General features: G+C 73.9%; 27 protein-coding genes. 14 read left to right on the top strand and 13 right to left on the bottom strand.

The annotated features are described in order from the left end of the window. Positions 1-20: 20 nt before the first annotated feature. Both ACZ5GH_RS08195 and ACZ5GH_RS08200 read right to left on the bottom strand, forming a co-directional pair. A complete protein-coding gene (locus ACZ5GH_RS08195; RefSeq protein WP_464333818.1) occupies positions 21-452 on the bottom strand; it encodes a hypothetical protein in 432 nt (143 codons plus the stop codon). 37 nt (positions 453-489) lie between these two features. Beyond that, positions 490-1,233 (bottom strand): SDR family oxidoreductase, encoded by a 744-nt coding sequence (locus ACZ5GH_RS08200; protein ID WP_464333819.1) that lies wholly within the window; start codon positions 1,231-1,233, stop codon positions 490-492. A gap of 97 nt (positions 1,234-1,330) precedes the next feature. On the opposite strand from ACZ5GH_RS08200, the gene ACZ5GH_RS08205 reads away from it, so the two are divergent. After that, complete coding sequence (locus ACZ5GH_RS08205; protein ID WP_464333820.1) at positions 1,331-2,002, top strand: TetR/AcrR family transcriptional regulator; 672 nt, start codon at positions 1,331-1,333, stop codon at positions 2,000-2,002. Positions 2,003-3,235: 1,233 nt separating this feature from the next. On the opposite strand, the gene ACZ5GH_RS08210 is transcribed toward ACZ5GH_RS08205, so the two are convergent. From ACZ5GH_RS08210 to def, 6 genes are all read right to left on the bottom strand, one after another. Beyond that, entirely contained in the window at positions 3,236-3,766 is a 531-nt protein-coding gene (locus ACZ5GH_RS08210) for a hypothetical protein (RefSeq protein WP_464333821.1), read from the bottom strand. A 270-nt stretch (positions 3,767-4,036) separates the two neighbouring features. Next, positions 4,037-4,576: a GNAT family N-acetyltransferase gene (locus ACZ5GH_RS08215; protein ID WP_464333822.1), complete on the bottom strand. Its 540-nt coding sequence runs from the start codon at positions 4,574-4,576 to the stop codon at positions 4,037-4,039. A 55-nt stretch (positions 4,577-4,631) separates the two neighbouring features. Continuing rightward, positions 4,632-4,982: a hypothetical protein gene (locus ACZ5GH_RS08220; protein ID WP_464333823.1), complete on the bottom strand. Its 351-nt coding sequence runs from the start codon at positions 4,980-4,982 to the stop codon at positions 4,632-4,634. Between the two features lie 266 nt (positions 4,983-5,248). Continuing rightward, positions 5,249-5,737, bottom strand: a complete 489-nt coding sequence (locus ACZ5GH_RS08225; protein ID WP_464333824.1) for a hypothetical protein — start codon at positions 5,735-5,737, stop codon at positions 5,249-5,251. Positions 5,738-5,953: 216 nt separating this feature from the next. Further along, on the bottom strand, positions 5,954-6,616 hold the full coding sequence (locus ACZ5GH_RS08230) for a class I SAM-dependent methyltransferase (protein ID WP_464333825.1): 663 nt from the start codon (positions 6,614-6,616) through the stop codon (positions 5,954-5,956). Next, complete coding sequence (def, locus tag ACZ5GH_RS08235) at positions 6,613-7,197, bottom strand: peptide deformylase (protein ID WP_387758165.1); 585 nt, start codon at positions 7,195-7,197, stop codon at positions 6,613-6,615. Before def ends, ACZ5GH_RS08230 begins: the two co-directional genes overlap by 4 nt. Before the next feature lie 62 nt (positions 7,198-7,259). Here def and ACZ5GH_RS08240 point away from each other — a divergent pair, with 62 nt between their 5' ends. Then, complete coding sequence (locus ACZ5GH_RS08240) at positions 7,260-7,778, top strand: ArsR/SmtB family transcription factor (RefSeq protein WP_387758163.1); 519 nt, start codon at positions 7,260-7,262, stop codon at positions 7,776-7,778. A 24-nt stretch (positions 7,779-7,802) separates the two neighbouring features. Here ACZ5GH_RS08240 and ACZ5GH_RS08245 read toward each other — a convergent pair whose 3' ends face one another. From ACZ5GH_RS08245 to ACZ5GH_RS08260, 4 genes are all read right to left on the bottom strand, one after another. Next, positions 7,803-8,330, bottom strand: coding sequence for a hypothetical protein (locus tag ACZ5GH_RS08245; protein WP_464333826.1), 528 nt, complete (start codon positions 8,328-8,330; stop codon positions 7,803-7,805). Positions 8,331-8,506: 176 nt separating this feature from the next. Continuing rightward, a complete protein-coding gene (gene hemC, locus ACZ5GH_RS08250; RefSeq protein WP_387758160.1) occupies positions 8,507-9,442 on the bottom strand; it encodes a hydroxymethylbilane synthase in 936 nt (311 codons plus the stop codon). Between the two features lie 300 nt (positions 9,443-9,742). After that, positions 9,743-12,070 carry an ABC transporter permease gene (locus ACZ5GH_RS08255; protein WP_464333827.1) on the bottom strand — a complete coding sequence of 776 codons (2,328 nt, stop codon included), beginning with the start codon at positions 12,068-12,070 and terminating at the stop codon, positions 9,743-9,745. Positions 12,071-12,143: 73 nt separating this feature from the next. After that, entirely contained in the window at positions 12,144-12,866 is a 723-nt protein-coding gene (locus tag ACZ5GH_RS08260) for an ABC transporter ATP-binding protein (protein ID WP_387758158.1), read from the bottom strand. Positions 12,867-13,005: 139 nt separating this feature from the next. Between ACZ5GH_RS08260 and ACZ5GH_RS08265 the strand changes: the two genes are divergently transcribed. The 6 genes from ACZ5GH_RS08265 (at position 13,006) to ACZ5GH_RS08290 (ending at position 18,404) form a co-directional block, all read left to right on the top strand. Then, a complete protein-coding gene (locus ACZ5GH_RS08265) occupies positions 13,006-13,908 on the top strand; it encodes a sensor histidine kinase (RefSeq protein ID WP_464333828.1) in 903 nt (300 codons plus the stop codon). Next, a complete protein-coding gene (locus ACZ5GH_RS08270) occupies positions 13,905-14,612 on the top strand; it encodes a response regulator (RefSeq protein WP_464333829.1) in 708 nt (235 codons plus the stop codon). The genes ACZ5GH_RS08265 and ACZ5GH_RS08270 overlap by 4 nt, the downstream gene beginning before the upstream one ends. Positions 14,613-14,798: 186 nt before the next feature. Continuing rightward, a complete protein-coding gene (locus tag ACZ5GH_RS08275; RefSeq protein WP_387758154.1) occupies positions 14,799-16,004 on the top strand; it encodes a cytochrome P450 in 1,206 nt (401 codons plus the stop codon). Positions 16,005-16,054: 50 nt separating this feature from the next. Then, on the top strand, positions 16,055-17,215 hold the full coding sequence (locus ACZ5GH_RS08280; RefSeq protein ID WP_387758153.1) for a type III polyketide synthase: 1,161 nt from the start codon (positions 16,055-16,057) through the stop codon (positions 17,213-17,215). Next, the gene (locus ACZ5GH_RS08285) at positions 17,212-17,796 is read left to right on the top strand and encodes an NUDIX hydrolase (RefSeq protein WP_464333830.1); all 585 of its coding nucleotides are present in this window, start codon (positions 17,212-17,214) and stop codon (positions 17,794-17,796) included. The genes ACZ5GH_RS08280 and ACZ5GH_RS08285 overlap by 4 nt, the downstream gene beginning before the upstream one ends. A 140-nt stretch (positions 17,797-17,936) precedes the next feature. Next, entirely contained in the window at positions 17,937-18,404 is a 468-nt protein-coding gene (locus ACZ5GH_RS08290; RefSeq protein WP_464333831.1) for an SHOCT domain-containing protein, read from the top strand. Between the two features lie 119 nt (positions 18,405-18,523). Here the strand turns inward: ACZ5GH_RS08290 and ACZ5GH_RS08295 are convergent, their stop codons facing one another. Beyond that, positions 18,524-20,998, bottom strand: a complete 2,475-nt coding sequence (locus tag ACZ5GH_RS08295; RefSeq protein WP_464333832.1) for a Tex family protein — start codon at positions 20,996-20,998, stop codon at positions 18,524-18,526. 363 nt (positions 20,999-21,361) lie between these two features. Here ACZ5GH_RS08295 and ACZ5GH_RS08300 point away from each other — a divergent pair, with 363 nt between their 5' ends. From ACZ5GH_RS08300 to ACZ5GH_RS08325, 6 genes are all read left to right on the top strand, one after another. Then, positions 21,362-22,261, top strand: a complete 900-nt coding sequence (locus ACZ5GH_RS08300; protein ID WP_387758148.1) for an aminoglycoside phosphotransferase family protein — start codon at positions 21,362-21,364, stop codon at positions 22,259-22,261. A 222-nt stretch (positions 22,262-22,483) separates the two neighbouring features. Next, positions 22,484-22,627 carry a hypothetical protein gene (locus tag ACZ5GH_RS08305; protein WP_387758146.1) on the top strand — a complete coding sequence of 48 codons (144 nt, stop codon included), beginning with the start codon at positions 22,484-22,486 and terminating at the stop codon, positions 22,625-22,627. 104 nt (positions 22,628-22,731) lie between these two features. Further along, a complete protein-coding gene (locus tag ACZ5GH_RS08310; RefSeq protein WP_464336805.1) occupies positions 22,732-23,430 on the top strand; it encodes a TetR/AcrR family transcriptional regulator in 699 nt (232 codons plus the stop codon). A gap of 23 nt (positions 23,431-23,453) precedes the next feature. Further along, a complete protein-coding gene (locus ACZ5GH_RS08315) occupies positions 23,454-24,200 on the top strand; it encodes a tyrosine-protein phosphatase (RefSeq protein WP_464333833.1) in 747 nt (248 codons plus the stop codon). Positions 24,201-24,328: 128 nt separating this feature from the next. Continuing rightward, entirely contained in the window at positions 24,329-24,667 is a 339-nt protein-coding gene (locus ACZ5GH_RS08320; protein ID WP_464333834.1) for a hypothetical protein, read from the top strand. After that, positions 24,664-24,903, top strand: a complete 240-nt coding sequence (locus ACZ5GH_RS08325) for a hypothetical protein (protein WP_464333835.1) — start codon at positions 24,664-24,666, stop codon at positions 24,901-24,903. Before ACZ5GH_RS08320 ends, ACZ5GH_RS08325 begins: the two co-directional genes overlap by 4 nt. Positions 24,904-25,005: the final 102 nt, after the last annotated feature.

A 25,005-nucleotide genomic window follows, 5' to 3' on the forward strand; every position in this document is an offset into this window, starting at 1 on the left:
CGCCCCGGCGCGGCGGCGGCTCAGGTGTCGTAGCAGCCGCACCAGGGGGCGTCGAAGCCGAGGCCGTCGGGGTACAGCTCGAAGTGGATCCGCTCGTCGTCTTCGGCCTCCTCGCCCTCGTCGTCCGGCTCGTAGTCCTCGCGGACCAGGCCGAACATCTCGCCGTCGACGCGCACGGCGAACGGGGCGATCACGATGTCCCGGTACTCCCGGCCGGGCAGGCCGTCGAGCTCTTCCACCAGCAGGCGCTTGGCCTCCGCCGCGTCGCCGGCCGAGCGGATCCGCGAGCCGAGGTGCCGGCCGGCGTCGTCGAAACGGTGCAGGACGGCGTAGTACCGGCCGACGCCGAGGCAGACGGCCGAGGCGAAGAACTGGCCGCCCTGCCAGCGGCCGATGGTGTCGGTGCGGTAGTCGGGCCGGTGGCTGATCGGGATGACGTCGGGAGCGTTCACGGTCGCACCGTACGGGTGGCCTGTGACAGGGGACCGCTCAGCGCCCGGTGGGGAGGTTGGCCCCGCCGGTGCAGTCGAACACCACCCCCGTGACGAAGCTGTTGGCGGCCAGCATGTGGATCGCCCGGGCGACGTCCTCCGCACGGCCGACCCGGCCGACCGGGGTGGTGGCGGCGAGGCCATCGAACAGCGCGGTCCGCTGCTCGGCCGGGACGCGGTCCCACCACGGCGTGTCGATCACGCCGGGCGAGACGGCGTTGACCCGCAGCGGGGCGAGTTCGACGGCCAGTGGCGGGACCATCGCCTCCAGCGCGCCGTTGATGGCGGCCAGTCCGGCGGTGCCCGGGATGGCGGCGCGGGCCGAGGCGGCAGTAATCAGCGTGACCGAGCCGTCCGCGCGCAGGTGCGGCAGCGCCGCCTGGAGGACGCGCACCTGCGGCCAGAACTTGGCGTCGAAGCCGGTCGCCAGCTCGGCCAGGTCCAGCGCTGCGAACGGGCCGGCGCCGGCCGCGCCGCTGACCGCGACGACCAGGTGGTCCACGGTGCCGGCGCCGGCGAAGAACTCGGCGAGGGCGGCCGGGTCCGCCGCGTCCAGTCGGCGACCGGTGCTCCGGCCGCCGATCCGGGCGACGGCGGCGTCCAGCCGGTCGCGGTCGCGGCCGGTGACCACGACCTCGGCACCGTCCGCGGCGAAGGCGGTGGCCGCCGCCTCACCGATGCCCGAGCTGCCGCCCATCACGACGACGTGCTGTCCGGCGAAGAGGTTTGACGCAGTGCTCATGGTGGGGCCTTCCGCTTGTCGAGACCGCTGGTTCCGGCAATGATGCTTGTCGAGACTGTTAGTCTTGTCAAGCGAGGGCAGGAGGAGAGGAAACCCGATGAGCGACACCGCCAAGGCCTCCAAGGCGTCCAAGGCCGAGGCCGCCGACAGCGCCGTGAGCACTGACGCCGCCGAAAGCGCCGAGACTGCCGGGGCCACCCCGGCCGTACGCCCGCACACCGGGCGCCGCCGCAACGAGGCCGCCCGCCGGGCGATCCTCGACGCCGCCCTGCGCCTGCTCGCCGAGTCCGACGGCACGCCCGTCACCATCGACGCGATCGCCCGCACGGCCGGCGTCGGCAAGCAGACCGTCTACCGCTGGTGGCCCTCCAAGGGCGCCGTCCTGCTCGACGCCCTCACCGACCGCGCCGACCAGGACGTCCACGGCCCCGACACCGGCGACCTCCGCACCGACCTGCGCACCTTCGTCACCAGCACCTTCGAAGCGGCCCAGCGCGGCACCACCGCCTCCGCCCTGCGCACCGTCGCCCGCGAGGCCGCCCGCGACCCGCACCTCGCCGAACTGATGCGGACCTTCACCGCCGCCCGCCGCACCGCACTGCGCGACCTCCTCGCCAGGGCACGCGACCGCGGCGAACTGGCCGGGACCGCCGACCTGGACCTCATCGCCGACCAGGTCTACGGGGTGTTCTGGTACCGCTTCCTGCTCGGCCACGGCCCCCTGGACGCCGACACCGCCGCACGCCTCGCCGACTCCCTCATCCCCTGACCCGCAACCCCGCCCGAACCCGAAGAAAGCCCTCTTCACCCTCGCCGACTACTACGGCACACCACCTCCCGCCGCTGCGCAGGAAGTCGGCCCGCCCGACTTCCTGCGCAGCGGGCCGCCAGGCGCCGGCCGTAGAGGTCGCAGGGGCCGCAGCGCGAGTGCGCGGCCAGAAGAAATATGTCGACCGATCCACATACTCGAAGACCAGCCCAGCACAGGCATCCGGCCCAGCCGACTTCTCGCGCCACACAGCAGGATCAGCCACAGAATATGACGGTCGGTCTACACAGCCCCATCCCAACGCACTACCGGGCGCACAGAAAGTCGGCCCGGCCGACTTCTCACGCAGAAGGCCAACGCAAGACCAGCAGAAATAGACTAACCGGTCTACATATTCACTCAGGATGCGGCCAACACAGAAGCCGAACAGGCCGGCCGCACCGCACCTGGCCGGAGAGCGCGAGTAGGCGGGCGGCGATGCTGCGCGCAGGAAGTCGACCCGGCCGACTTCCTGCACAGCGAACCCGCAAGGCGCCAGACCCGCAAGCCGGCCACGCGGCCCAACAAGAACACGAGGCCTGCTACAGATGCTGGGAGCAGGCCACGCAGGAAGGCGCCCGGCCGACTTCTCGCGCCGCACAGCAGGATCGGCCACAGAATATGACGGTCGGTCTACATATCTCCCACCCCACGCACTTCCCGGCGCACAGAAAGTCGGCCCGGCCGACTTCTCACGCAGAAAACCAACACAGGGCACCAAGAAATAGACCAACCGGTCGACATATTCGCCTCGGGATGCGACCACCGCAGAAATCGAACATGCCAGACCTCGCAGAGGGAGACGGGCGGCAATGCCGCGGCGCAGGAAGTCGGGCCGGCCGACTTCCTGCGCAGTGAAATGCCGGGCGGCGGCCTGCAAGGTACGTGCACGGCCCGGCGGAACATGGCGTCCGATCTACACGCGCTGGAGGCAAGCCGCAGCGCTGGGATTTCAAATTGGTCGGCCTCTCGCGCGGCGCTAAGCAGGGTCGGGCATCGAATATGACGGCCGGTCTACATATAGCGCCCAGGCCCGCTCAGCAGTGCGCACAGGAAGTCGGGCGGGCCGACTTCCTGCGCAGGGTTCAGGGTGCAGGGTGAAGGGGCAGCAGGCGGAAATGCGGCCTGGTCGAGAAGTCGGACGGGCCGACTTCTCGCGCTGTGTCTCGGGGAGGAGGGGTAGATGGGACGAGCTCATGCGGCGGCTGGGCTTCGGCGGCGGCGGTGGTAGGCCCAGGCCAGGGCGAGGGTGATCGGGCCCCAGAGCATTGCCGTCGAGGTGCAGATCCGGCCCAGGGCCAGCCACCAGCCGTTGCTGAAACCGACCTCTTCGAACAGGCCCAGCCAGGCGAGGGGCATACCGTCGAAGAGGACCACCAGGACCAACCCGCCCAGCACGGCCGGGACGACCGCCGCGAGTGGCGGCACCCGGCGGCCCCGCAGCACCGGCACCCAGCGCGGGAACACCTCGCCCCACCCGCTGACCAGCCCGAGGGTCAGGATCGTCAACGCCTCGGTGACCACGCTCAGGCCGATCACGTACGGGGTGGACCACCGGACGTAGGCCGGGGCGGCCGGGTCGACGGTGCCCATCCGGAAGTCGAACGCGAACGGCAGTCGCCACAGGCAGTGCGGCAGCACGATGAACGGGAGGGCCTTGGCCAGTCGCAGGGCCCACCGGGGAACGGGGCGTTCGGTGTCGCCCACCGGGATGTTCTTCAGCATGGATCCACCGTCCCGGACACCACACCCGCCCCACGTCCACCGCAAGGCCCCTTCGCCTCCCCCACGCGAGCCAACCGGCCGTCAGCACAGAGGTCGAGACGGGCCGTCAGGCCCGGAGCTCCGGGCCGACGGAGCCTTCAGCAGACCGAGGCGGTACACCCAAGAGGTGCGGTGCGTGTGCGGCGCCAGGCTGGTCGCCGTGCTCCTCCGACGTGACGCGATCCGCCCCCGCCCGTCCGGCTGAGGGCGGAAGGCTCTTCGCGCCGGAACTCACCTGGACGGCGTGACCGGGGCCCGCATGCCGAGCCACTGCTCGGCGCCCCAGGCCTCGAACCGCTCCACCTCGGTGAATCCCAGCTTCGCCGCGAGGCGCAGCGAACCGGTGTTGGCGGTCTGGGTGGTGAGCACCACGGGCTCGCCGGGCAGGACGCCGTCGAACCAGCCGAGCGCCGCCGCGCACGCCTCGGCGGCGTACCCGGATCCCCACGCCCACGGCAGGAAGAGGTAGCCGAGGTCGGCCTTCCCCGCGGCAGCGGGGCGGCGGTGTCCGGTCGCCCTCCTGAGCAGGATCCGGCCGATCATCGCCCCGTCGAGATCGACGACGAAGCTCCCGGGCCACCGCCCGGGCGCCTCGGGCATCTCGCGCTCGAGCTCGTCACGCGGGCGGGGACCGCCGAGGTAGGTGTGCACCTCCGGCGAGGCAAGCAGTTCGATGAACGCCTCGCGGTCCCTCGCCTCGGGCTCACGGAGCACGAGCCGCTCGGTCCTGATCGGCTCCGGCGGCCACGCCACCACTCCTAGATCCTCCATCCGGGCACGCTAACAGATGGTCATACCAGCCGAACGGGGAACGGACGACGGCCGCCTACCCGGGGCGGGCCAAGCGGCGGTACCACCAGAACTCCTTACGCCAGCTTCGCCGATGAGCGAACGGGTCCGGCAGGGTGCGGCGCAGGAAGGCGGCGTCCAGCGGCCGGAGCACCTGGAGGAGCTCGGCGCGGGGCCGGTCCGGCAGCCTGGTCAGGACCTCCTCCAGCACGTCGCGCGCGTGCCGGACGTCGACGAAGGAGCAGCCATGGCAGGAGCACGCGAAGTCCTGCGGGTAGAGCGGGCGCCGGCCCGGCGGGTGGAGGAACTCCCGGTAGCGCCGGAGGGCTCGCTCGGTGCCGCCGGGATGGATGAGGTAGCTGCCGCCCTGGTGCTCGGCGAGGAGCACAGCCAGGCTCGCCGTGGCGGAGAGCCCGTGGATACGGGCGGGCGGGGCTGGCCCCCAGACACGGGGAACCGCTCGTTCGGCGCGTCGCTCACGTGGCCGCTCACGCGGCAGCCGATCACGCGGCATCTGCCTTTCGACATGTGGTCACGGCAGCCATCGTGCCAGCCCCGACCGGGCGGCCGGCACCGCACTCGGTTACGGGAAGCCCCGGTCCCGGCCGGCTTCACTCGGGCCGAGGCGCCCGCAGCCGACGGGGGCGTGCGCGGTCAGTCGTAGATCCCGAGATGCAGGATGGTGGCCCGGTCGTCGGTGACCAACAGCATGTTGCACCGCCCTACGCAACCCCTGCGCGGGTCGCTGACGTCGCCGGAGCAGCGGACGGGGCCCAGGTGCGCCTCGATGAGGTCGGCGATGCCGTCGGCGACTTCGCCTGCCCGCCGGATCCCAGCGGGGGTGCGCAGGTCGGGGTCCGAGTACCTCACCGCGGGCTGCATGAACCCTCTGGTCACCGCCCCGCGGAAGACGCCCCGCCAGGCCCGTGGTGACACGAGCGGGCCGACGAACGCCTGGTGTCCACTGCCCGCGTACACGGCTTGGGCGAGATCCCTCATCCGGTCGAGGCCGGATGCCGTCCCAGCCGCCGGGACCACGGAGAACAGCTCGATGGACGCCACGTGGTGGCAGTCGTCGAGCAGATCCTGGAGCGGTTCGGCTGCGGCCGCCACCGCGTCCGCAGCGTCGAGCGGGTTCAGCACGGGTGTCCCCCGGCTCCTTCGTACGGTTCTGCGTTTCGGCCTCGGTGTGGCGGCTGAGCACGTTCATGCTGCGAGGTTGGCGAGAGCCGGGCCCTGTTCAGAGGGCGGCTTCGTGCTCTCGTCACGGACGCGGGATCGGGCCTCCTGGCCGGCGGCGCCGGCTGTGACCGTGAGGTGCTCTCGAACGTCGGCCCGGACGAGAAGCTCGGACAGCACTCAGAGGGCACGCCGCTCGGCGGGCGTGGCCAGCAGGCAGACGTAGGAGCGGTTATCCCGCTCAGGGTTGGGCTGTTCAAGCCTGGTGGTGACGGTGAACCCGGCCTCTTCGAGGAGTTCGACGAGCCGCCCGGCCGGCACGAGGTACGAGGCGTACGACACCGGATGGCCGTAGGCCTGGGCGGGGCGCAGCAGTTGGGGCTCGCCGACGTGGCCGCCGAGAAGGAGGTGGCCGCCGGGCGCGAGGACGCGGCGGAACTCGGCGAACAGCGACGGCAGTTGCTCGGCCGGGGTGTGGTGGACGGAGTACCAGGCGAGGATGCCGCCGAGGCCGCCGTCGGGGAGGTCGAGGGCGGCCATCGAACCGTGCAGGAAGCGCAGTCGGGGATAGGCCCGACGGGCCAGCGCGACCATCTCGCCGGACACGTCCACCCCGAAGGCCGACAGCCCCAGACCGGACAGGTACGCCGTCACCCGCCCCGGCCCGCACCCGAGGTCGGCGACCTCGCCGCCACCCGACTCCCGCACCAGCTCCGCGAAGGCGGCGAGCATCGCCCGGGACAGCGGGTCCATGCCCTCGGGCGGGACGACGAGGCGGACGTAGTCGGCGGCGACGGTGTCGTACGACTCCCGGACGGCGGCGAGGTGCGCGGGCTCGGTCACCGGTCCAGTGTGGCAGCCTTGGCGGCGCGCTCGGCGAAGACCTTCTCCCGCCGGTCGGCGGCCTGCTTCAGCATCCGCTTGCGGTCGCGGGCGGAGAGGCGGTCGATGTAGAGCCCGCCGTTCAGGTGGTCGGTCTCGTGCTGGAGGCAGCGGGCGAAGTAGCCGGTGCCCTCGATGGTGACGGGCTCGCCGTGCTGGTCGACGCCGTGCACCACCGTACGGGCCGGGCGGGCGAGCCTGGTGTTGGCGCCGGGCACGGAGAGGCAGCCCTCGACCTCCTCGATCAGCGCGCGGCCGGGCTCCTGCTCCTCGACCACCGGGTTGAGGATGTGCCCGGTGTGCCGGACGCCGTCGTCGTCGGGGCAGTCGTAGACGAACAGGCGCAGGTCGACGTCCACCTGGTTGGCGGCGAGGCCGCAGCCGTCGGCGACGTGCATGGTGACGAACATGTCGTCGATGAGCCGCGCCAGGCGCTCGCTGCCGAAGTCCTCCTCGGTGGCCGTACGGCAGGTGCGGCGCAGGATCTCCTCCCCCACCTCGGTGATCCGCAGGACGGTCGGACGTTCACGCAGCTCGGACACGAGCGCTCCCTCGACGGACGATGGACTTGCTGTCGACTTTGCAAAGTAGCAGACTTTGCAAAGTGACCGAAGACCTCGTCAGAACCGGCTCCCTCCCCGAGCACGCCGTCCGCACCGCCCTGCTGGAGCTGCTCGCCGCGCACGGCACCCTCACCTCCACCGAGGCCGCCGCCCGACTCGGGCTCAGCTCGGGCCTGTGCTCGTTCCACCTGCGGCAGCTGGCCCGCTACGGTCTGATCGAGGAGGCCCCGGCCACCGACGGGCGGGCCCGGCCGTGGCGGCTGCCGACGGCCCGACCTCCGGCGGCGGAGGAGGAGTTCGGGGAACTGGCGCGCGGCCTGGAGGACGAGAGCTACCAGCGCTGGCTCGCCCGGCGCGCCGAGGCCCCGGCCGAGTGGCGGCAGGACGAGGCGTTCAGTGCCGTCGTCTACCTGACGCCCGGGGAACTGGCCGCCGTCGGCGAGGAGGTCCGCCGGATGCTGGCCCGCTACCGGGGCCGCGAGGCCGACCCGGCCACCCGGCCCGCCGGGGCCCGCCCGGTCGCCGCCGTCACCCGGCTCTTCCCGCTCCTCGACCAGTAGCCCGGGACCAGTGGTCCGGGGCACTCAGGCGGTGCGCACCCGTACCGCCCGTACCAGCGGTCCGACCGCCAGCCCCAGCGCCGCCCCCAGGGCAGCCCCCTGCACCCCGTCCCAGACGTCCTGCACATCGCAGGCCCGGCCGATCGCCGGCACCGCGTAGTGCACCGCCGACACCGCGAACGGCAGCGCCGCCGCGCCCAGCAGTGCCACCGTCGTCCGCCGCCGGGTGCCCGCCAGCGCGGCCGCGAAGCCCACCGGGGCGAAGGTCGCCAGCTTCAACTCGATGTGCCGGACGTGCAGCAGCTCGTACGGCGAACGCGGCCGGCCGCCCTCCACGGCGCAGTGCCGCACGGCGCCCTCCGTGAGCCGGAACGCCTCCGGCAGCAGCGTCGCCACGACCACCCCGCCGAGCCCGAGCAGCAGCACGAAGCCCACCGCCCAGTGGGCCCGCAGCAACCGCCCCACCGGCCGGTTCAACAGGGCCGCGGGCACCAGCGAGAGCAGCAGCCCGGGCCAGAACATCGGCATCCCGCCGAGCACCGCACTGATCACGCCTCAAACGGACGCCCCGCACGGCCGCCCGGTTCTCGTCCGGGGCGGGAAATCCGGGCGGGGTCGGGGCAGGAAATCCGGGGCGGACCCGGGCCGCGGAATCCGGGGCGGATCCGCAGCGGATGAGACCGCCGGGCGGTCACCCCCGCGCGACCGCCCGAACCCGACGGGCCGGCTCAGTGCGGGATCGAGGAGATCAGCTCCTGCGCTCCCTGCCGCTTGAGCGCCAGCGCCACCGAGGTCCCCAGGTCCTCCGGGCTGAGCGCGCCCGCCCACTCGTGGGCGTCCAGCACCTGCTTGCCGTCCGGGGTGAAGACCCGGCCGCGCAGGGAGAGCCGGCCGTCCCGCTCGGACCGGGCGAAGCCGGCGATCGGGCTGTTGCAGTGGCCCTGGAGCGCGTGCAGGAACATCCGCTCGGCCGCCGCCTCGCGCCAGGTGTCGTGGTGGCCGAGGGAGGTGACCGCCTCGATGGTCGCGGCGTCGCCCTCGCGGCACTGCAGGACGAGGATGCCGGCGCCGATCGGCGGGCACATCGCCTCGATGCCGAGCACCTCGGTGATCCGCGCCTGCTCGCCGATCCGCTCCAGGCCGGAGACGGCGAGCAGCAGCGCGTCGACGTCCCCGGCGTCCAGCTTGGCGAGCCGGCTGTTGGCGTTGCCGCGGATCGGCACGCACTCCAGGTGCGGGTGGGAGGCGGCGAGTTGGGCGACCCGGCGGACGGAGGAGGTGCCGATCCGGGTACCGGGCGGGAGCGCGGCCAGCGGCAGGCCGCCGGGGTGGACGAGGGCGTCGCGGATGTCGTCGCGGCGCAGGTAGGCGGCGAAGACGGTGCCCGCCGGCAGCGGGCGGTCGGCGGGCACGTCCTTGAGGCAGTGGACGGCGACGTCGGCCTCCCCGGCGAGCAGCGCGGCGTCGACCTCCTTGGTGAACGCGCCCTTGCCGCCGAGCTGGGCGAGATCACCCGTCCAGCGGTCGCCCGAGGTGGTGACGGGCACCACCTCGGTGCGCAGGCCCGGGTGCAGGGCGGCGAGTTCGGTGCGGACCCGCTCGACCTGGGCGAGCGCCATGGGCGAGGAGCGGGAGACGATGCGGATCAGCTCAGCGGTGGCCATGGCGCGATGATAGGCGCCCGCACACCGGGGATTGAGCATGCGTCAGTGCCATGACACGCGCGGCGGAGGTTTCCGCAAGCTCGGACAACGCGGACGCCCGGTCGAACGGGCCCGACCGGCCGTTCGAACCCGGGGACGGGCCCGAGGACAAGCCCGGGCAAGTCCCGACGACGGTCCCGGGCAAGTCCCGACGACGGGCCCGGGCAAGTCCCGACGACGGTCCCGGGCAAGTCCCGAGGACGGTCCCGGGCAGGTTCCCGAGGACGGGCCCGGGCTGGTCCCCGGGCCCCTCCCCCGGGCTCACTCGTTGTGCAGCACCTCCGCGATCGGCAGCCGGGCCGCCGACCGCGCCGGGAGGAGCGCGCCCAGGACGGCGATCGCGACGCCCGCGAGGGCGAGGCCGGTGAGCAGCGGGGCGCTCCAGACGTCGAGGGTCTCCTCCGAGAACAGGATGGTCCCGGCGTTGTCCGCGATCAGCCGGTGGGCCAGCACCCCGACCGGGATGCCGACGGCCCCGCTGACCACGCCCTGCCAGGCCACCGAGGTGACCGTCATCGCCACCACCTGCCGGGGCGTCATCCCGATGGACTTCAGCATGCCGAGGTCCCGGCGGCGCTCGCGGACGGTGAGCAGCAGGGTGTTGAAGACGCCCAGCGCGGCGACCACCGACAGCAGCACCGTGAAGACGGTGGTGAAGCCGATGACGGCGACGACCTGCCCGGGCGGTCCGGGCTCGACCACCGAGGGCGAGAGGCTCGGGTCGGCGGCCGAGACCGCCTTCCGGTACGCCTCGGCGTCGGCGCCGTCGGCGAGCTTCACGTCGTACTCGACCACGTGCGGGTCGTCGGTGAGCGCGGCCCTGGTCGCGTCGTTGGAGGCGAACGCCCGGGCGTTGCCCTGGGCCTCCTCGCCGACCACGGTGACGGTCAGCCGGCGGCCGTTCAGCTCCAGGGTGAGCCGGTCGCCGATCCGCAGGCCGTGCTGTGCGAGGAAGGACGGCCCGGCCTCGATCTCGTTCGGACCGGTCGCCGCGCGCCCCCTGACCACGGCGAGCCGCTTGGGGTCGGCGATGTCGTCGCCGCCGTAGAAGTCGGCGAACGCGAGCTGGGTGTGGCCGACCAGCGCGACCTGGACCAGCCCCCGCGAGCTGACCCGCTCGGCACCGGGGGCGGCCCGCAGCATCGCCGAGGTCTCGGCCGGGGTGAGCCCGGGCTCGATCCGGTTACCCGAGAAGGCGGCGGTCTGGACGTTGACGTGGGTCCGGCCGTCGCGGTGGTCCGTCGCCTTGGTCAGGGTGCTGCCCAGACCGGTCGTCACGGTCACGGTGGCCACGCCGAGCACGATCGCCGCCATGGTCAGCGCGGTCCGGGCCGGGCGGGCGAAGGGCTGGCCGAGGCCCATGCTGACGGCGCGCGGCAGCCGGGTGCCGCCCAGCCACCGCTGGACCCTCAGCCCGCGCCCGGTGCGCGGCGCGCTGCCGGCCGAGATCGCCTCGGCGGCGGACAGCCGGTGGGCGCGCGCGGCCGGGACCAGGGCGGCCAGCACGACCAGCACGGGGAGGCCGACCACGGTGGCCAACGGCAGCCAGCCGGCGGGCCGGATCACGGCGGTGCCGGTGACGATGCCGGAGAACGCGGACCCGAGGATCGGCTCCGAGGCCACCCAGCCGGCCGCCGTACCGAGGACGGCGCCGACGACGGCGGGCACCGAGACCATGGTCAGGTAGACCGTGACCACCTGGCGCGGGGTGAAGCCGATCGCCTTCAGCACACCGATGTGCCGGTAGCCGGAGACCACCGCACCGCTCACCACGTTGCCGACGATCAGCGCGGAGACCACCAGCCCGAGCACGCCGAAGACCGTCATCAGCGGGAGGTAGGCGTCGGCGCCCGCCGAGAAGGCCTGCTTGAGCACCAGGTACGACTGCGCGCTGACGACCGCGTCCCGGGGCAGGCCCTCGGTGGCCGTGGCCAGGGCGGCGGTGAGCTCCCGCTCGCCGTCGGCGCCGGCGTCTCCGCCGGCGGCGGTGAAGCGGTAGAGCATCTGCCGGCCGGTGGGGTGCAGGGCGGCCGCCTGCTCGGGGGTGACCCAGCCGCCGGCGCTCTGGCTCATGCTGGTGGCGAAGCCGACCATGGTGAGCTTCAGGCCGGTGCTGGTGGTGACCGGCTGTCCCAGCAGCCTGGCCGCGGCGCCCCCGAAGGGGCTGTTGACGACCACCTCGCCGGGTGCGGCGGCCCAGCGGCCGGACAGCAGTTCCACCCGGTCCACCGGCCCGGCCGGGTCGGCCCGGCCGACCAGGGTCAGCGGACCGGGCGGGTGGCCGGCCCAGTCGGTCGGGATGTCCACCACGGCCTGGTCGAACGGCCCGGCGGCGGCCTCGACGCCCGGCCGGTGGGCGGTGGCGGCCAGCTGCTCCGCCGAGACCCTGGCCGGGTCGAAGGCCGCCACGACGTGCGCCCCGCGCTGGCCGCCGAAGGCCGCGTCGAAGGGGGCCCGGGCGGCGCTGATCACCGCCAGGGCGAGCAGCACGGTCGTGGTGGAGCAGAAGACGACCAGGCCGATCACGAGGGTCTGCACCCGGCGGCGCTTCACGGCGGCCCGGGAGGCGCGCCAGACGGCCCCGGTCATGCGCCCACCTCGCCGCGCTCGGCGGGCGCTCCGCGCAACGCGCGCCTCTCGACGGTCGTCCCGCGTCGCTCGTTCACGACTGCGCCTCCAGCATCCGCTCGCGCGCCACGCGGCCGTCCGCCACCTCGACCAGCCGGCTGGCGCAGCGGGTGGCCAGGGCGGGGTCGTGGGTGACGATCAGCAGCGTCTGGCCGATCTGGTTGAGGTCGATCAGCAGGTCCATCACCTGCTCGCCCGAGCGGCTGTCCAGCGCGCCGGTGGGCTCGTCCGCGAGCAGCAGCGCCGGGCGGTTCATCAGGGCCCGGGCCACCGCGACCCGCTGGCGTTCGCCGCCGCTGAGCGCGGCCGGGTAGACGTCCTTGCGGTGGGCGACGCCGAGTTCGTCCAGCAGTTCCAGGGCCCGGCGGCGGGCCTGCCGGGCGCTGGTGCCGGTCAGCTGCGCGGCCAGGGCGACGTTGTCGAGGGCGGGGAGGTCGTCGATCAGGTTGAAGAACTGGAAGACCATGCCGATGTGGCGGCGGCGGAACAGCGCCAGTCCGGTCTCGTTCAGCCGCCCGAGGTCCTGCCCCTGCACCCGGACGGTGCCGGCGGTGGGCCGGTCCAGTCCGGCCACCATGTTCAGCAGGGTGGACTTGCCGCACCCCGAGGGGCCCATCACGGCGACCGCCTCGCCCGCGCGGATCCGCAGGTCGACGCCGTCGAGCGCCTTGGCGTCGCCGAACTCCTTGTGCACCCCGGACAGCTGGACGACGACCTGCGCGTCGCCCGGCCCGGAGGTCCCGTCGTGGTTGCTCATGGTGGACGACCGTAGGGGCGGGGGCGCCACCGGTACGTCCCACCCCGGGTGTAACCGCGGGCGGCCGTAGTACCCGGGATGTACGGAGGCGGCACCCCCGGATGATGTGGACCACGCCCTGACCTGGGAGGCTGGCGCCGTGTGGGGAACGGGGTGGGACTGGGCGGCGGCCGCGACGGCCGCTGCGGCGAGCAGCGCGGCCGGGTGGCTGGCGGTGGCGCTCGCCCGGGCGCGACGGCGGCACCGGACGGCCGTCGGCGAGCGCGGCTGGCTGCTGGAACGGGAGCGGGAGAGCGCCGCCCGCACCGCCGTGGACGCCGAACGGGCCCGGATCGCCGCCGAGTTGCACGACATCGTGAGCCACAACGTGAGCCTGATGGTGGTGCAGGCCGGGGCCGCGCGCGAGGTGCTGGCCACCATGCCCGCGGAGGCGGCGGCCGCGATGGCGGCGGTCGAGGCGGCCGGGCGGGACACCATGACCGAACTGCGGCACCTGCTCGGCCTGCTCGCCCCCGCCGCCGACGGTGCCGAGGAACCGGCCGCGGACGGCTTCACGCCACAGCCCAGCCTGAGCCGGCTGAGCCCGCTGATCGACCGGTTCGCCTTCGCCGGGCTGCCGGTCGAGGTGCGGATCTCCGGCGAGCCGCGGCCGCTGCCCGGCGGCATCGACGTGACGGCGTACCGGATCGTCCAGGAGGCACTGACCAATGCGCTCAAGCACGGGGACGGGGTGACGGCGGAGGTGACGGTGCGCTACGCGGACCACTACCTGCGGGTGGAGGTGCTCAACAGCGGCCCGAGCGTGCTCTCCGGGGCGCCCGGCCCGGCCCCGCGGCCGTCCTCACGGCCGACGACAGGGCCGACGCCACCGCCCACGCCACGACCGGCGCCACGACCGGCGCCACGACCGGCCGACGGCGCCGGGCGCGGGCTGATCGGTCTGCGCGAGCGCGTCGCGGTGTACGGCGGGGACCTGGACGCCCGGCGCCGGCTCGGCGGCGGCTTCCGGGTCCGCGCCCGCATCCCGCTGGACCGGCCGTGACGGCGGGCCCCGTGGAGCACGACGAGCCGCGCCGCCCGCGCGTGGTGATCGCCGACGACCAGGAGCTGGTCCGCACCGGCTTCCGGATGATCCTCACCGCACGCGGCATCGACGTGGTCGCCGAGGCCGCCGACGGCGCCGAGGCGGTGGCCGCCGCCGTGCTGCACCGCCCGGACGTCGCCCTGCTGGACATCCGGATGCCCGGCACGGACGGCCTGGAGGCCGCCCGGCGCATCCTGGCCCAGGTGCCGGACTGCCGGGTGATCATGCTGACCACCTTCGACCTGGACCACTACGTCTACGCCGCGCTGTCCGCCGGGGCCAGCGGCTTCCTGCTCAAGGACGTCACCTCGGCCCATCTCGCCGCCGCCGTACGGCTGGTGGACACCGGCGACGCGCTGCTCGCGCCCTCGATCACCCGGCGCCTGGTCGAGCGCTTCGCGGCCGGCGCCCCGCGCCCGGCCCCCGGCGCCGACGGCCCGCCGCTGCACCGGGACCTCGCCCCGCTCACCCCGCGCGAGGCGGAGGTGCTCACGCTGCTCGGGCGCGGGCTGTCCAACACCGAGCTGGCGCGCGAACTCACCCTCAGCGAGTCGACGGTGAAGACCCACGTCGCCCGGATCTTCGCCAAGCTCCACCTGCGCGACCGGGCGCAGGCGGTGGTGCTCGCCTACGAGACCGGGCTGGTGGCACCGGGCGGCTGACCGCCAACTCGCCCGCACCGTGCCCCAATTCGCGTGACTATCATCCGAATCTCACTCCTTAGAGCTAACTCTTCGCCGAATCCGCCTTTTTGCCAGTTCATGGGGCACCATCTGCATGTCCACGCCCGAACAGGACCGACGCCTCGGGCACCGCCACCGGCATGACGAGAACACTTGGACCGGCCCGTGACCACCACCGCCCCCGTGTGGGACTGCCCCTTCCACCACACCGACGGCCTGGAGTTCGACCCCCTCCTGAAGCGGCTGCTCACCGAAGCCCCGGTCGCCAGGATCCGGCTGCCGTACGGCGAGGGCGAGGCCTGGCTGGCCACCCGCTACGAGGACGTCAAACTGGTCACCACCGACCGCCGGTTCAGCCGCGCCGGGGGCATCGGCCGCGACCTGCCCCGGATGACGCCCGCCCCGATCGCCCAGGCCGAGGCGATCAACCTGATGGACCCGCCCGCCCACAACCGGCTGCGCCGGCTGGTCGCCCAGGGCTTCACCAACCGCCAGGTCGAGCGGATGCGCCCGGCCACCCAGCGCACCGTCGACGGCTACTTCGACGAGATGACCGAACACGGCGCCCCCGCCGACCTGATGCACTTCCTGGCCAACCGCCTCCCGCTCACCACCATCTGCGAACTGCTGGACATCCCCGCCGCCGACCGCGCCGAACTGCGCGGCCACGCGGTCGCCATGATGCGGATGGGCCCGGGCAGCCGGGACGGCCAGGAGGCCGCCAAGACCGCGCTGCGCGGCTACTTCACCGAGCTGACCGCCGAACGCCGGGCGCACCCCCGCGAGGACCTGATCAGCGCCCTGGCCACCGCCCGCGACGGCGACGAACTGCTCGACCCGGACGAACTGACCGTCATGGCGATGGTCCTGCTGGTCACCGGCCACGACACCAGCACGTACCAGCTCGGCAACCTCACCTACACCCTGCTCACCCACCCCGAACAGCTCGCGAAGCTGCGCGCCCGCCCCGAGACGCTGCCGAGCGCCCTGGAAGAGCTGCTGCGCTTCATCCCGTTCCGCCAGGGCGTCGGCATCGCCCGGGTCGCCACCGAGGACGTCGAACTGGGCGGCGTGCTGATCCGGGCCGGCGAGGCCGTGCACGTCTCCTACCTCACCGCCAACCGGGACCCGGCCTTCTACGAACGCCCCGACGAGCTGGACCTCGACCGCGGCGCGCCCACCCACATGGCCTTCGGCTACGGCCAGCACCACTGCCTCGGCTCGCACCTGGCCCGGATGGAGCTGCAGGTCGCCATCGGCACCCTGCTGCGCCGCTTCCCCGGCCTGCGGCTGGCCGTCGAGCCGTCCGAACTCGACTGGAACTCCGGCTCGATCTGGCGCTTCCCGCGCACCCTGCCGGTGGCCTGGTAACCGCCTCCCCTCCAACCCACCGTTCCCGCAGCACTGGGGAGACCCGCACCATGGCAACTCTCTGCCGCCCGGCGATCGCCGTGCCCGAGCACGTCATCACCCTCGACGAGACCCTCGACCTCGCGCGCACCCTGCACGCCGGCCACCCCCAGCTCGGCCTGGCGCTGCGGCTGATCGAGAACACCGGGGTGCGCACCCGGCACCTGGTCCAGCCGATCGAGCGGACACTCACCCACCCGGGCTTCACGATCCGCAACGAGGTGTACGAGCGGGAGGCCAAGCGGCGCGTCCCCGAGGTGGTCGAACGGGCCCTCGCCCACGGTGAGTTGACCGCCCAGGACATCGACCTGATCGTCTACGTCTCGTGCACCGGCTTCATGATGCCGTCGATGACCGCCTGGCTGATCAACACCATGGGCTTCCGCTCCGACACCCGCCAGGTGCCGATCGCCCAGCTCGGCTGCGCGGCCGGCGGCGCCGCCGTCAACCGGGCGCACGACTTCTGCCGCGCCTACCCGGGCGCCAACGTGCTGATCGTCGCCTGCGAGTTCTGCTCGCTCTGCTACCAGCCGACCGACCTCGGCGTCGGCTCGCTGCTCTCCAACGGCCTGTTCGGGGACGCCGTCGCCGCGGTGGTGATGCGCGGCAACGGCGGACACGGCGTCCAGGTCGAGCGCAACGGCTCGCACCTCGTCCCGCACACCGTTGACTGGATCTCGTACGGGGTGAAGGACACCGGCTTCCACTTCCAGCTGGACAAGCGGGTGCCCGGCACCATGGAGATGCTCGCGCCCGCGCTGCGCGGCCTGGCCGGGGACCACGGCTGGGACGTCTCCGGACTCGGCTTCTACATCGTGCACGCGGGCGGCCCCCGCATCCTGGACGACCTCTGCCGCTTCCTCAACCTGGAGCCGGCCACCTTCCGCTACAGCCGGGCGACGCTCACCGAACGCGGCAACATCGCCAGCGCCGTGGTCTTCGACGCGCTGGCCCGGCTGTTCGCCGACGGCGGCGTGCCCGAGGGCACCACCGGGCTGATCGCCGGCTTCGGACCGGGCATCACCGCCGAGATCTCCCTCGGCAGTTGGGTCGGCGTCGCGGCCGAGGGCCCGCGCCCACGCCTCCCACGCGCCACCTCCACCCCCGACATCGCCCTCGTCCATCCGACCGCCCCCCGCCGTTTCCCGGCCGGCACTACCATCACCGAATGACCGACACCACGGACCGCGCCGACGCCTCCGCCAGATCCGCCGAACTCGCCTCGCTGTTCCCCGCGTTGCACGCGCCGCAGTACTGGGGTTGGGGGCGGTTCGACGCACAGTTCTCCACCGAGCTGCCGCCGGACGCGCTGGTCACCAACATCCACCTGGTCGGCTTCGTGGACGGCCGGGTGGTGCTCTGCCGTGACGACCGGGACCACTGGTTCCTGCCCGGCGGCACCCGGGAGCAGGACGAGAGCATCCCCTCCTGCCTCGCCCGCGAGCTGCGGGAGGAGGCCGGCGCCCGGCTGCTCGGCGAGCCGTACTGGCTGGGCGCGCACCGCTGCCGCACCGAGGACCCGGTGCCGTACCGGCCGTGGCAGCCGCACCCGGAGAAGGCCTGGCTGTGGGGCTGGGCCGAGGTCGCGCTGGACTCCGCGCCGACCAACCCGGCGGACGGCGAGCAGGTGGTCGAGGTGCGGCCGGTGGCGCCCGCGGAGGCCCGGCGGCTGCTGCTGGCCGGGCACGACGCCTGGTGGGGCGAGCTGGTCGAGCTGGCGGTGGAGCTGCGGCGGCGGGCCGGGCTCGGCTGAGGCCCCCTCCCGGAGGCCCCCGCGGCCTTCCCGCGCCGCGGACATTCCCGTCGGAGCGGATATTCCCGTCGGGGCGGAAGACCACCGGAACAGCCGAACAACGGAGAGTCGTGTCCGTTTTGCGGTGATATGACTCGGCCATGGAGACCAAACTGCTGGCCGTGGACTACCCGGTGCTCAACATCTTCTGGACGATGCTGGAGCTGTTCCTCTGGATCCTCTGGTTCTTCCTGCTGTTCAAGATCATCACGGACATCTTCCGCAGCCACGACCTCAGCGGCTGGGGCAAGGCCGGCTGGCTGGTCCTGGTGATCGTCCTACCGCTGATCGGCGTCCTCGCCTACCTGATCGCCCGCGGGCAGTCGATGGGCAGACGGGACGTCGAACAGGCGCAGCGGTCCGAGGACGCGTTCAGGGCCTACATCCGGGACGCGGCCGGGTCGGCGCCGGGCGGCGTCGGCGCCACCGCCACCGGCGTCGGCACCGCCACCGGTCCCGGTGCGGGCCGCAGCCACGTCGACGACCTGGCCAAGCTGGCGGACCTGAGGGACCGGGGCGCCATCTCGGACGAGGAGTACCAGAAGGCCAAGGAGAAGCTCCTGGTGTGACGGACGACGGCCGGGGGCCGGCGGGTGCGTCCTGCGCCCACCGGCCCCCGGCCGTGGTGTGTCGTGCGGTCGCGCGGTCGCGTGTCGTGCGGTCGCGCGTCCTCCGTGCCCGGGGCGGCTCAGCGCCGCCCGGAGCGGCGGTCGCCCGAGCCGCCGTCGCCGCCGGTGAGGCCCGCGCGGCGCAGCGCGTCCGCCATGGCGCTGTTGGCCGGAGCGCCGCCGCCGAAGCCGCCGCGATCGCCGCCCTGACCGCCGCCCTGACCGCCGCCCCCGCGCCGGTCCTGGCCGCCGCGGCCGCCCTGGCCGCCGCTGCGGCGCTCCTGGCGCGGCGGGCGGGCCTGGCGGTCACCGCGGTCGCCGCGGTCGCCGCCGCGCTCGCGGCCGACCTCGTCGTCCAGCCGCAGGGTCAGCCCGATCCGCTTGCGCGGCACGTCCACCGTGAGCACCCGGACCTTGACGATGTCGCCGGGCTTGACCACCTCGCGCGGGTCCTTGACGAAGTTCCTCGACAGCGCCGAGACGTGCACCAGCCCGTCCTGGTGGACGCCCACGTCCACGAAGGCGCCGAAGGCGGCGACGTTGGTGACCACGCCCTCCAGCACCATGCCGACCTCCAGGTCGCCGATCTTGTCGACGCCCTCCTTGAAGGTCGCGGTGCGGAACGCCGGACGCGGGTCGCGGCCCGGCTTGTCCAGCTCGCCGAGGATGTCGGTGACGGTCGGGACGCCGAAGGTGTCGTCGGCGAAGTCCGCCGGACGCAGCGCCCGCAGCCGCTCGCCGTTGCCGATCAGCTCGCGCAGCTCCCCGCCGGTCGAGGCCAGGATGCGGCGCACCACCGGGTAGGCCTCGGGGTGCACGCTGGAGGCGTCCAGCGGGTCCTCGCCGTCGGGGATGCGCAGGAAGCCGGCGCACTGCTCGAAGGCCTTGGGGCCGAGCCGGGCGACGTCCTTGAGCTGCCTGCGGGTGCGGAACGGCCCGTTGGCGTCGCGGTGGGCCACGATGTTGTCGGCCAGGGTGCCGGTGATCCCGGAGACCCGGGTGAGCAGCGGCGCCGAGGCGGTGTTGACGTCCACGCCGACGGCGTTGACGCAGTCCTCGACCACGGCGTCCAGCGAGCGGGAGAGCTTCACCTCGCTCAGGTCGTGCTGGTACTGGCCGACGCCGATCGACTTGGGGTCGATCTTGACCAGCTCGGCCAGCGGGTCCTGGAGCCGGCGGGCGATCGAGACCGCGCCGCGGATCGACACGTCCAGGTCCGGCAGCTCCTGCGAGGCGAAGGCGGAGGCCGAGTAGACCGAGGCGCCGGCCTCACTGACCATCGCCTTGGTGAGCTTCAGCTCGGGGTGGCGCTTGAGCAGGTCCTCGGCGAGCTTGTCGGTCTCCCGGGAGGCGGTGCCGTTGCCGATCGCGACCAGGTCGACGTCGTGCTTCCTCGCCAGGGCCGCCAGGGTGGCCAGGGCCGCGTCCCACTTGTTGGCGGGCTGGTGCGGGTAGATCGTGTCGTACGCGACGACCTTGCCGGTGGCGTCGACCACGGCGACCTTCACGCCGGTGCGGAAGCCCGGGTCCAGGCCCATGGTGGCGCGGGTGCCGGCCGGGGCGGCGAGCAGCAGGTCGCGGAGGTTGGCGGCGAAGACCCGCACCGCCTCCTCCTCGGCCTCGGCGCGCAGCCGGGCCCGCAGGTCGATGCCGAGCCGGACCAGGATGCGGGTGCGCCAGGCCCAACGGACGGTGTCGCCGAGCCACTTGTCGGCCGGGCGGCCGCGGTCGGCGATGCCGAAGCGGGCGGCGATCCGCTGCTCGTAGTCGTTCTCGCCGGGCAGGTCGCCCTCGGACTCGCCGTCGTACGGGGAGAGTTCGAGGTCGAGCACCTCCTCCTTCTCGCCGCGCAGCATCGCCAGGATGCGGTGCGAGGGGAGCTTGGTGTACGGCTCGGCGAAGTCGAAGTAGTCGGCGAACTTGGCGCCGTCGCCCTCCTTGCCGTCGCGGACCTTCGCGACCAGCCGGCCGCGGGTCCACATCCGCTCGCGCAGCGAGCCGACCAGGTCGGCGTCCTCGCCGAAGCGCTCGACCAGGATCGCCCGGGCGCCCTCCAGGGCGGCACTCCGGTCCGCCACGGAGTCGTTGAGGTACTGGTCGGCCAGCGCGGCCGGGTCCTGGTCCGGATCGGCGAGCAGGGTGTCGGCGAGCGGCTCCAGGCCGGCCTCGCGGGCGATCTGCGCCTTGGTGCGCCGCTTCGGCTTGAACGGCAGGTAGATGTCCTCCAGGCGGGCCTTGGAGTCGGCGGCGAGCACCTGGGCGCGCAGCGCGTCGTCCAGCTTGCCCTGGGCCTCGATCGACTCCAGGACGGCCGCCCGGCGGTCCTCCAACTCGCGCAGGTAGCGCAGCCGCTCCTCCAGGGCGCGCAGCTGGGCGTCGTCGAGGGAGCCGGTGACCTCCTTGCGGTAGCGGGCGACGAAGGGCACGGTCGCGCCGCCGTCGAGCAGGTCGACCGCCGCCTTCACCTGCCCTTCGCGGACGCCCAGTTCCTCGGCGATCTTCCGCTCGATCGCCTGCTGGGCCTGCCGGGCCCCCTGTTCGACTGGCGTGGTCACGAAGCCGGTCACCTTCTCCTTCAGTGCTTGCGCCGTACGCCCTGCATTCTGGCAGGTGCCGACGACGGCGCCCGGCCGCACCCGGGGCGGCCGGGCGTGGCGCGCCGTCGCGGGACCGGTCCCGGGACCGGCGCGGGGCTCCACCGGGGCTCGGGCGGGGCTCGGTTGGGGCGCGGTTGGGGGTTCCCCGGCCGACGGGCGGGGCCGGGAACCGCCCGCCGCCCGCCGTCCGCTGACCGCTGACCGCTGACCGCTGACCGCTGACCGCTGACCGCTGACCGCTGAGCATCCCATCAGCTGAGAAGTTCGGGCAGTTCGGGAATCCTGCTGAACGGCGACGACCGGCGCTGTACGCTGCCGGGCATGTGCGCTGCCACCCGGATGCACCCCGACGGACCGGTGGTCGACGCGCCCCTGGTGCGGCGGCTGATCTCCGCCCAGTTCCCGCAGTGGGAGCGCCTCCCCGTCACCCCCGTCCCCGTCCCCGGGGCGGACAACGCGATGTTCCGGCTCGGACCCGAACTCGCCGTCCGGCTGCCCCGGGTGGGGTGGGCCGCCGGGGGCCCGCGGCGCGAGCAGCAGTGGCTGTCCCGGCTGGCGCCGCGGCTGCCGCTGCCGGTCCCCGCGCCGCTCGCGGTCGGCCGGCCCGCCGCCGGCTACCCGTGGGAGTGGTCGGTGCTGCACTGGCTCGACGGCGCCAACCCGGTGGTCGGGGCACTGGCCGCGCCCGAGGGCCTGGCCCGCGACCTGGCCGGCTTCGTCAACGCCCTGCGCGCCGTCGACCCGGCCGGCGCTCCGGCCTCCCAGCGCAGCGCGCCGCTCGCCTCCCGGGACGGCGCCACCCGCGCGGCCATCGCCCAGCTCTCCGGCTCGATCGACACGGCGGCCGCAACCGCGCTGTGGGACAAGGCACTTCGCCTCCCCGAGTACGCCGGCCCGCCGGTCTGGCTGCACGGCGACCTCACCCCCGGCAATCTGCTGCTCGCCCGCACCGGCCGGCTCTCCGCCGTCATCGACTTCGCCCTGATGGGCGTCGGCGACCCGACCGCCGACCTGATCGCCGCCTGGAACCTGCTGCCCGCCACCGCCCGTCCGGCCTTCCGCGCCGCCCTGCACGCCGACGATGCCATGTGGGCCCGCGGCCGCGCCTGGGCGTTCTCCATCGCCCTGGTGACGATCCCGTACTACCGCCACACCGACCAGGCGCTGACCGCCAACGCCCGCCACGTCGTCCGCGAGGTGCTCGCCGACCGCAGCGTGTAGAGCGGGGCGTGTAGAGCGGGGCGTGTAGAGCGGGGCGCGGCGCGGGCGCGTCCGCTTCCGCGACCGGCGCCGTGGTGAGCCATCGTCCCTGGCAGATCGAGCGGCTTCGACGTCGGCGATTCCGTCGACCAGTACGGCGACCACGACGCCGGCATCGTCAAGAACCGGGCGCCCGTCGTCCCGCAGGCCGCCCTGCGCGAACTCGCCACCGCCATCCGGCGGTTGCGCGACCAGCTGCCGGCCGAGGACCGCGAGGTGCCGGACGAGTCGCTGGAGGCCGCCGGCGACGGCACCGCCTCGCCGGTCACGGCGGGTGCACCGGTGGTGGAACCGGTCCGCCAGAGCACGGGCTCGCTCACGGCCTGAGACGGTGAGGACGCTTCCGGAGCTCCGGCCCGGGACGCGTCCCGGGGCTCCGCGGATTGTCATACCGGGCCAGAAACCTGCCCCGGTCAATCCCCGCTGTTAGCCTGTCCCGCATGAGCGGACTGCGGGAGCGGAAGAAGGAGCGGACCCGGCGGGTCATCTCCGAGGCGGCCATCGCGCTCTTCCTGGAGCACGGCTTCGACCGGGTGTCGGTGGCGGACGTCGCGGCGGCCGCCGAGGTCTCCAAGCCGACGCTGTTCTCCTACTTCCCCACCAAGGAGGACCTGGTCGTCCACCGCTTCGCCGACCACCAGGAGCAGGCCGCCGAGGTGGTCCGCGGGCGGCTGCCCGGCGAGCCGGTGCTCGACGCGCTGCTGCGGGACTTCCTGGCCGGCCTCGCCCGGCGCGACCCGGTCACCGGCCTCAACGACCACCCCGCGGTGCTCGCCTTCACCGCCCTGGTCTACGGCACCCCCAGCCTGGCCGCCCGGGTCGGCGAGTACGTGGCCCGCGCCGAGCGGTCGCTGGCCGAGGCGCTGCGCGAGGCCGCCGGCCTGCCCGGGCCGCAGGACCTCGCCGCCGCCCTGCTCGCCGCCCAGGTCACCGCCACCCAGCGGGTGCTCGCCCTGCACAACTGGCGCCGCATCCAGGACGGCCGCAGCGCCGACGACCTGCACGCCGAAGCCGTCGGCGACGCCACCCGCGCCTTCGACCTGCTCGCCCACGGCTACGGCCCGGCCGCCGGGAACCGGACCGGCGCCGGGGACCGGACCGGTGGCGGGGACCGGCCGGCCGCCGGCTGAGGCCCGCTGGCTAGAGTGCGCGCATGACAATGCGCCACATCCCCTTCGACGCCCTGCACAACTTCCGTGACCTGGGCGGCTATCCGACCGCCGACGGACGGTCCGTCCGGTGGGGGCTGCTGTACCGCTCCGACTCGCTCGGCAAGCTCGGCACCCCCGAGGACCTCGACCGGCTGCGGGCCCTCGGGGTGCGGACCGTGATCGACCTGCGCTACCCCTGGGAGATCGCCGCCAAGGGCCGGGTGCCGGAGTTCGAGGGCCTGGAGTACCACAACCTCTCGATCGAGCACCGCCCGTACGACCAGGCCGAGATCGACCCGGAGCTCGACCCCTGGCGCTACCTCGCCGACCGCTTCGCCGAGGTCGCCGAGGACGGGGTGAAGGAGATCCGCCAGGTCCTGGACGTGATCACGGCCGCCGAGGCCCCGGTGGTCTTCCACTGCGCCTCCGGCAAGGACCGCACCGGGCTGATCGCCGCCCTGCTGCACACCCTGCTCGGCGTCGGCGAGGACGACATCGCCGCCGACTTCGCGCTCACCGAGCTCGCCACCCCGCGCCTCGTCGCCGAGTGGCACGCCGCCCACCCCGGCCGCGCCCTGCGCTGGCCCGGCTACGGGCGCGCGCCGGAAACCGTCATCCGGCTCGTCCTGGCCGACCTCGCCGAGCGCCACGGCTCGGTCGAGGGCTACCTCACCGGCACCCTCGGCGTCGACCGCGACCAGATCGAGGCCCTGCGCGCCCGGCTGCTGACCGCCCGAGCCGCATACTGACCGACGGCCCGGCCGGCCCATAGCAGATTGCCGGGTGCCGGACCACGAACCGGCGCCGGGCGGCTACCGTTGGCAGCACAGGGCCCGGCACGGCGCCGGGCCGGCCGACGGGAAGGGGTTGGTGGGACATGACCGCCCAGCCCTCCGAACACGGGCACGGCGGGGGCCGCCGGGGCCTGCCGCCGATGGACACGGTCCAGGAACTGCGGGCCGCGCTGCGGGCCGGCCACGGCTACCCCGGCGACGCGCAGCGCTTGGACGCCGAGCTCGCCGAGCAGTTGCTGCGCCGGGTGCCGGTCGACCAGCTCGGCCAGGTCGGGGAGGTCGGCAAGGTGGTCGACCTGGTCACGGTCGCCGAGATCGTCGCCGCCTACCGGGGCCGGGTGCTGATCGCCGCCGACCGCGAGGCGGCCGACGCCGTGAACGAGGCCGTGAACGACCTGCTGGTCCGGCAGGACTCCGAGTGAACGATCCGCACGGACAGGGCGATCCGGCTGGCCCGGCGGTCGCGGCCGTCACCGATCGCGCCGCCCAGCGGGCCAAGGAACTCGACGTCACCGAGGCCCTGGAGGCACTGCGCGCCGAGCTCGAACACCAGCCCCGGCTCGGTCGCCACATCCGAACGGTCACCGAAGGCGCGCAGCGGGTCGAGCTCTACTCCACCCGCATCGAGGGGGTCCCGCAGCCGGGCGCCCGGCCGTGAACGTCGTGCACGCGTTCGCCCCCGCACCACCCTGGCCCCCGGCCGTGCGAATCGCCGCGGTGGTCCTGAGGACCCGCTCCACCCCGGGAGCTGACGAGCAGC

Source organism: Kitasatospora sp. Xyl93 (assembly GCF_055383135.1).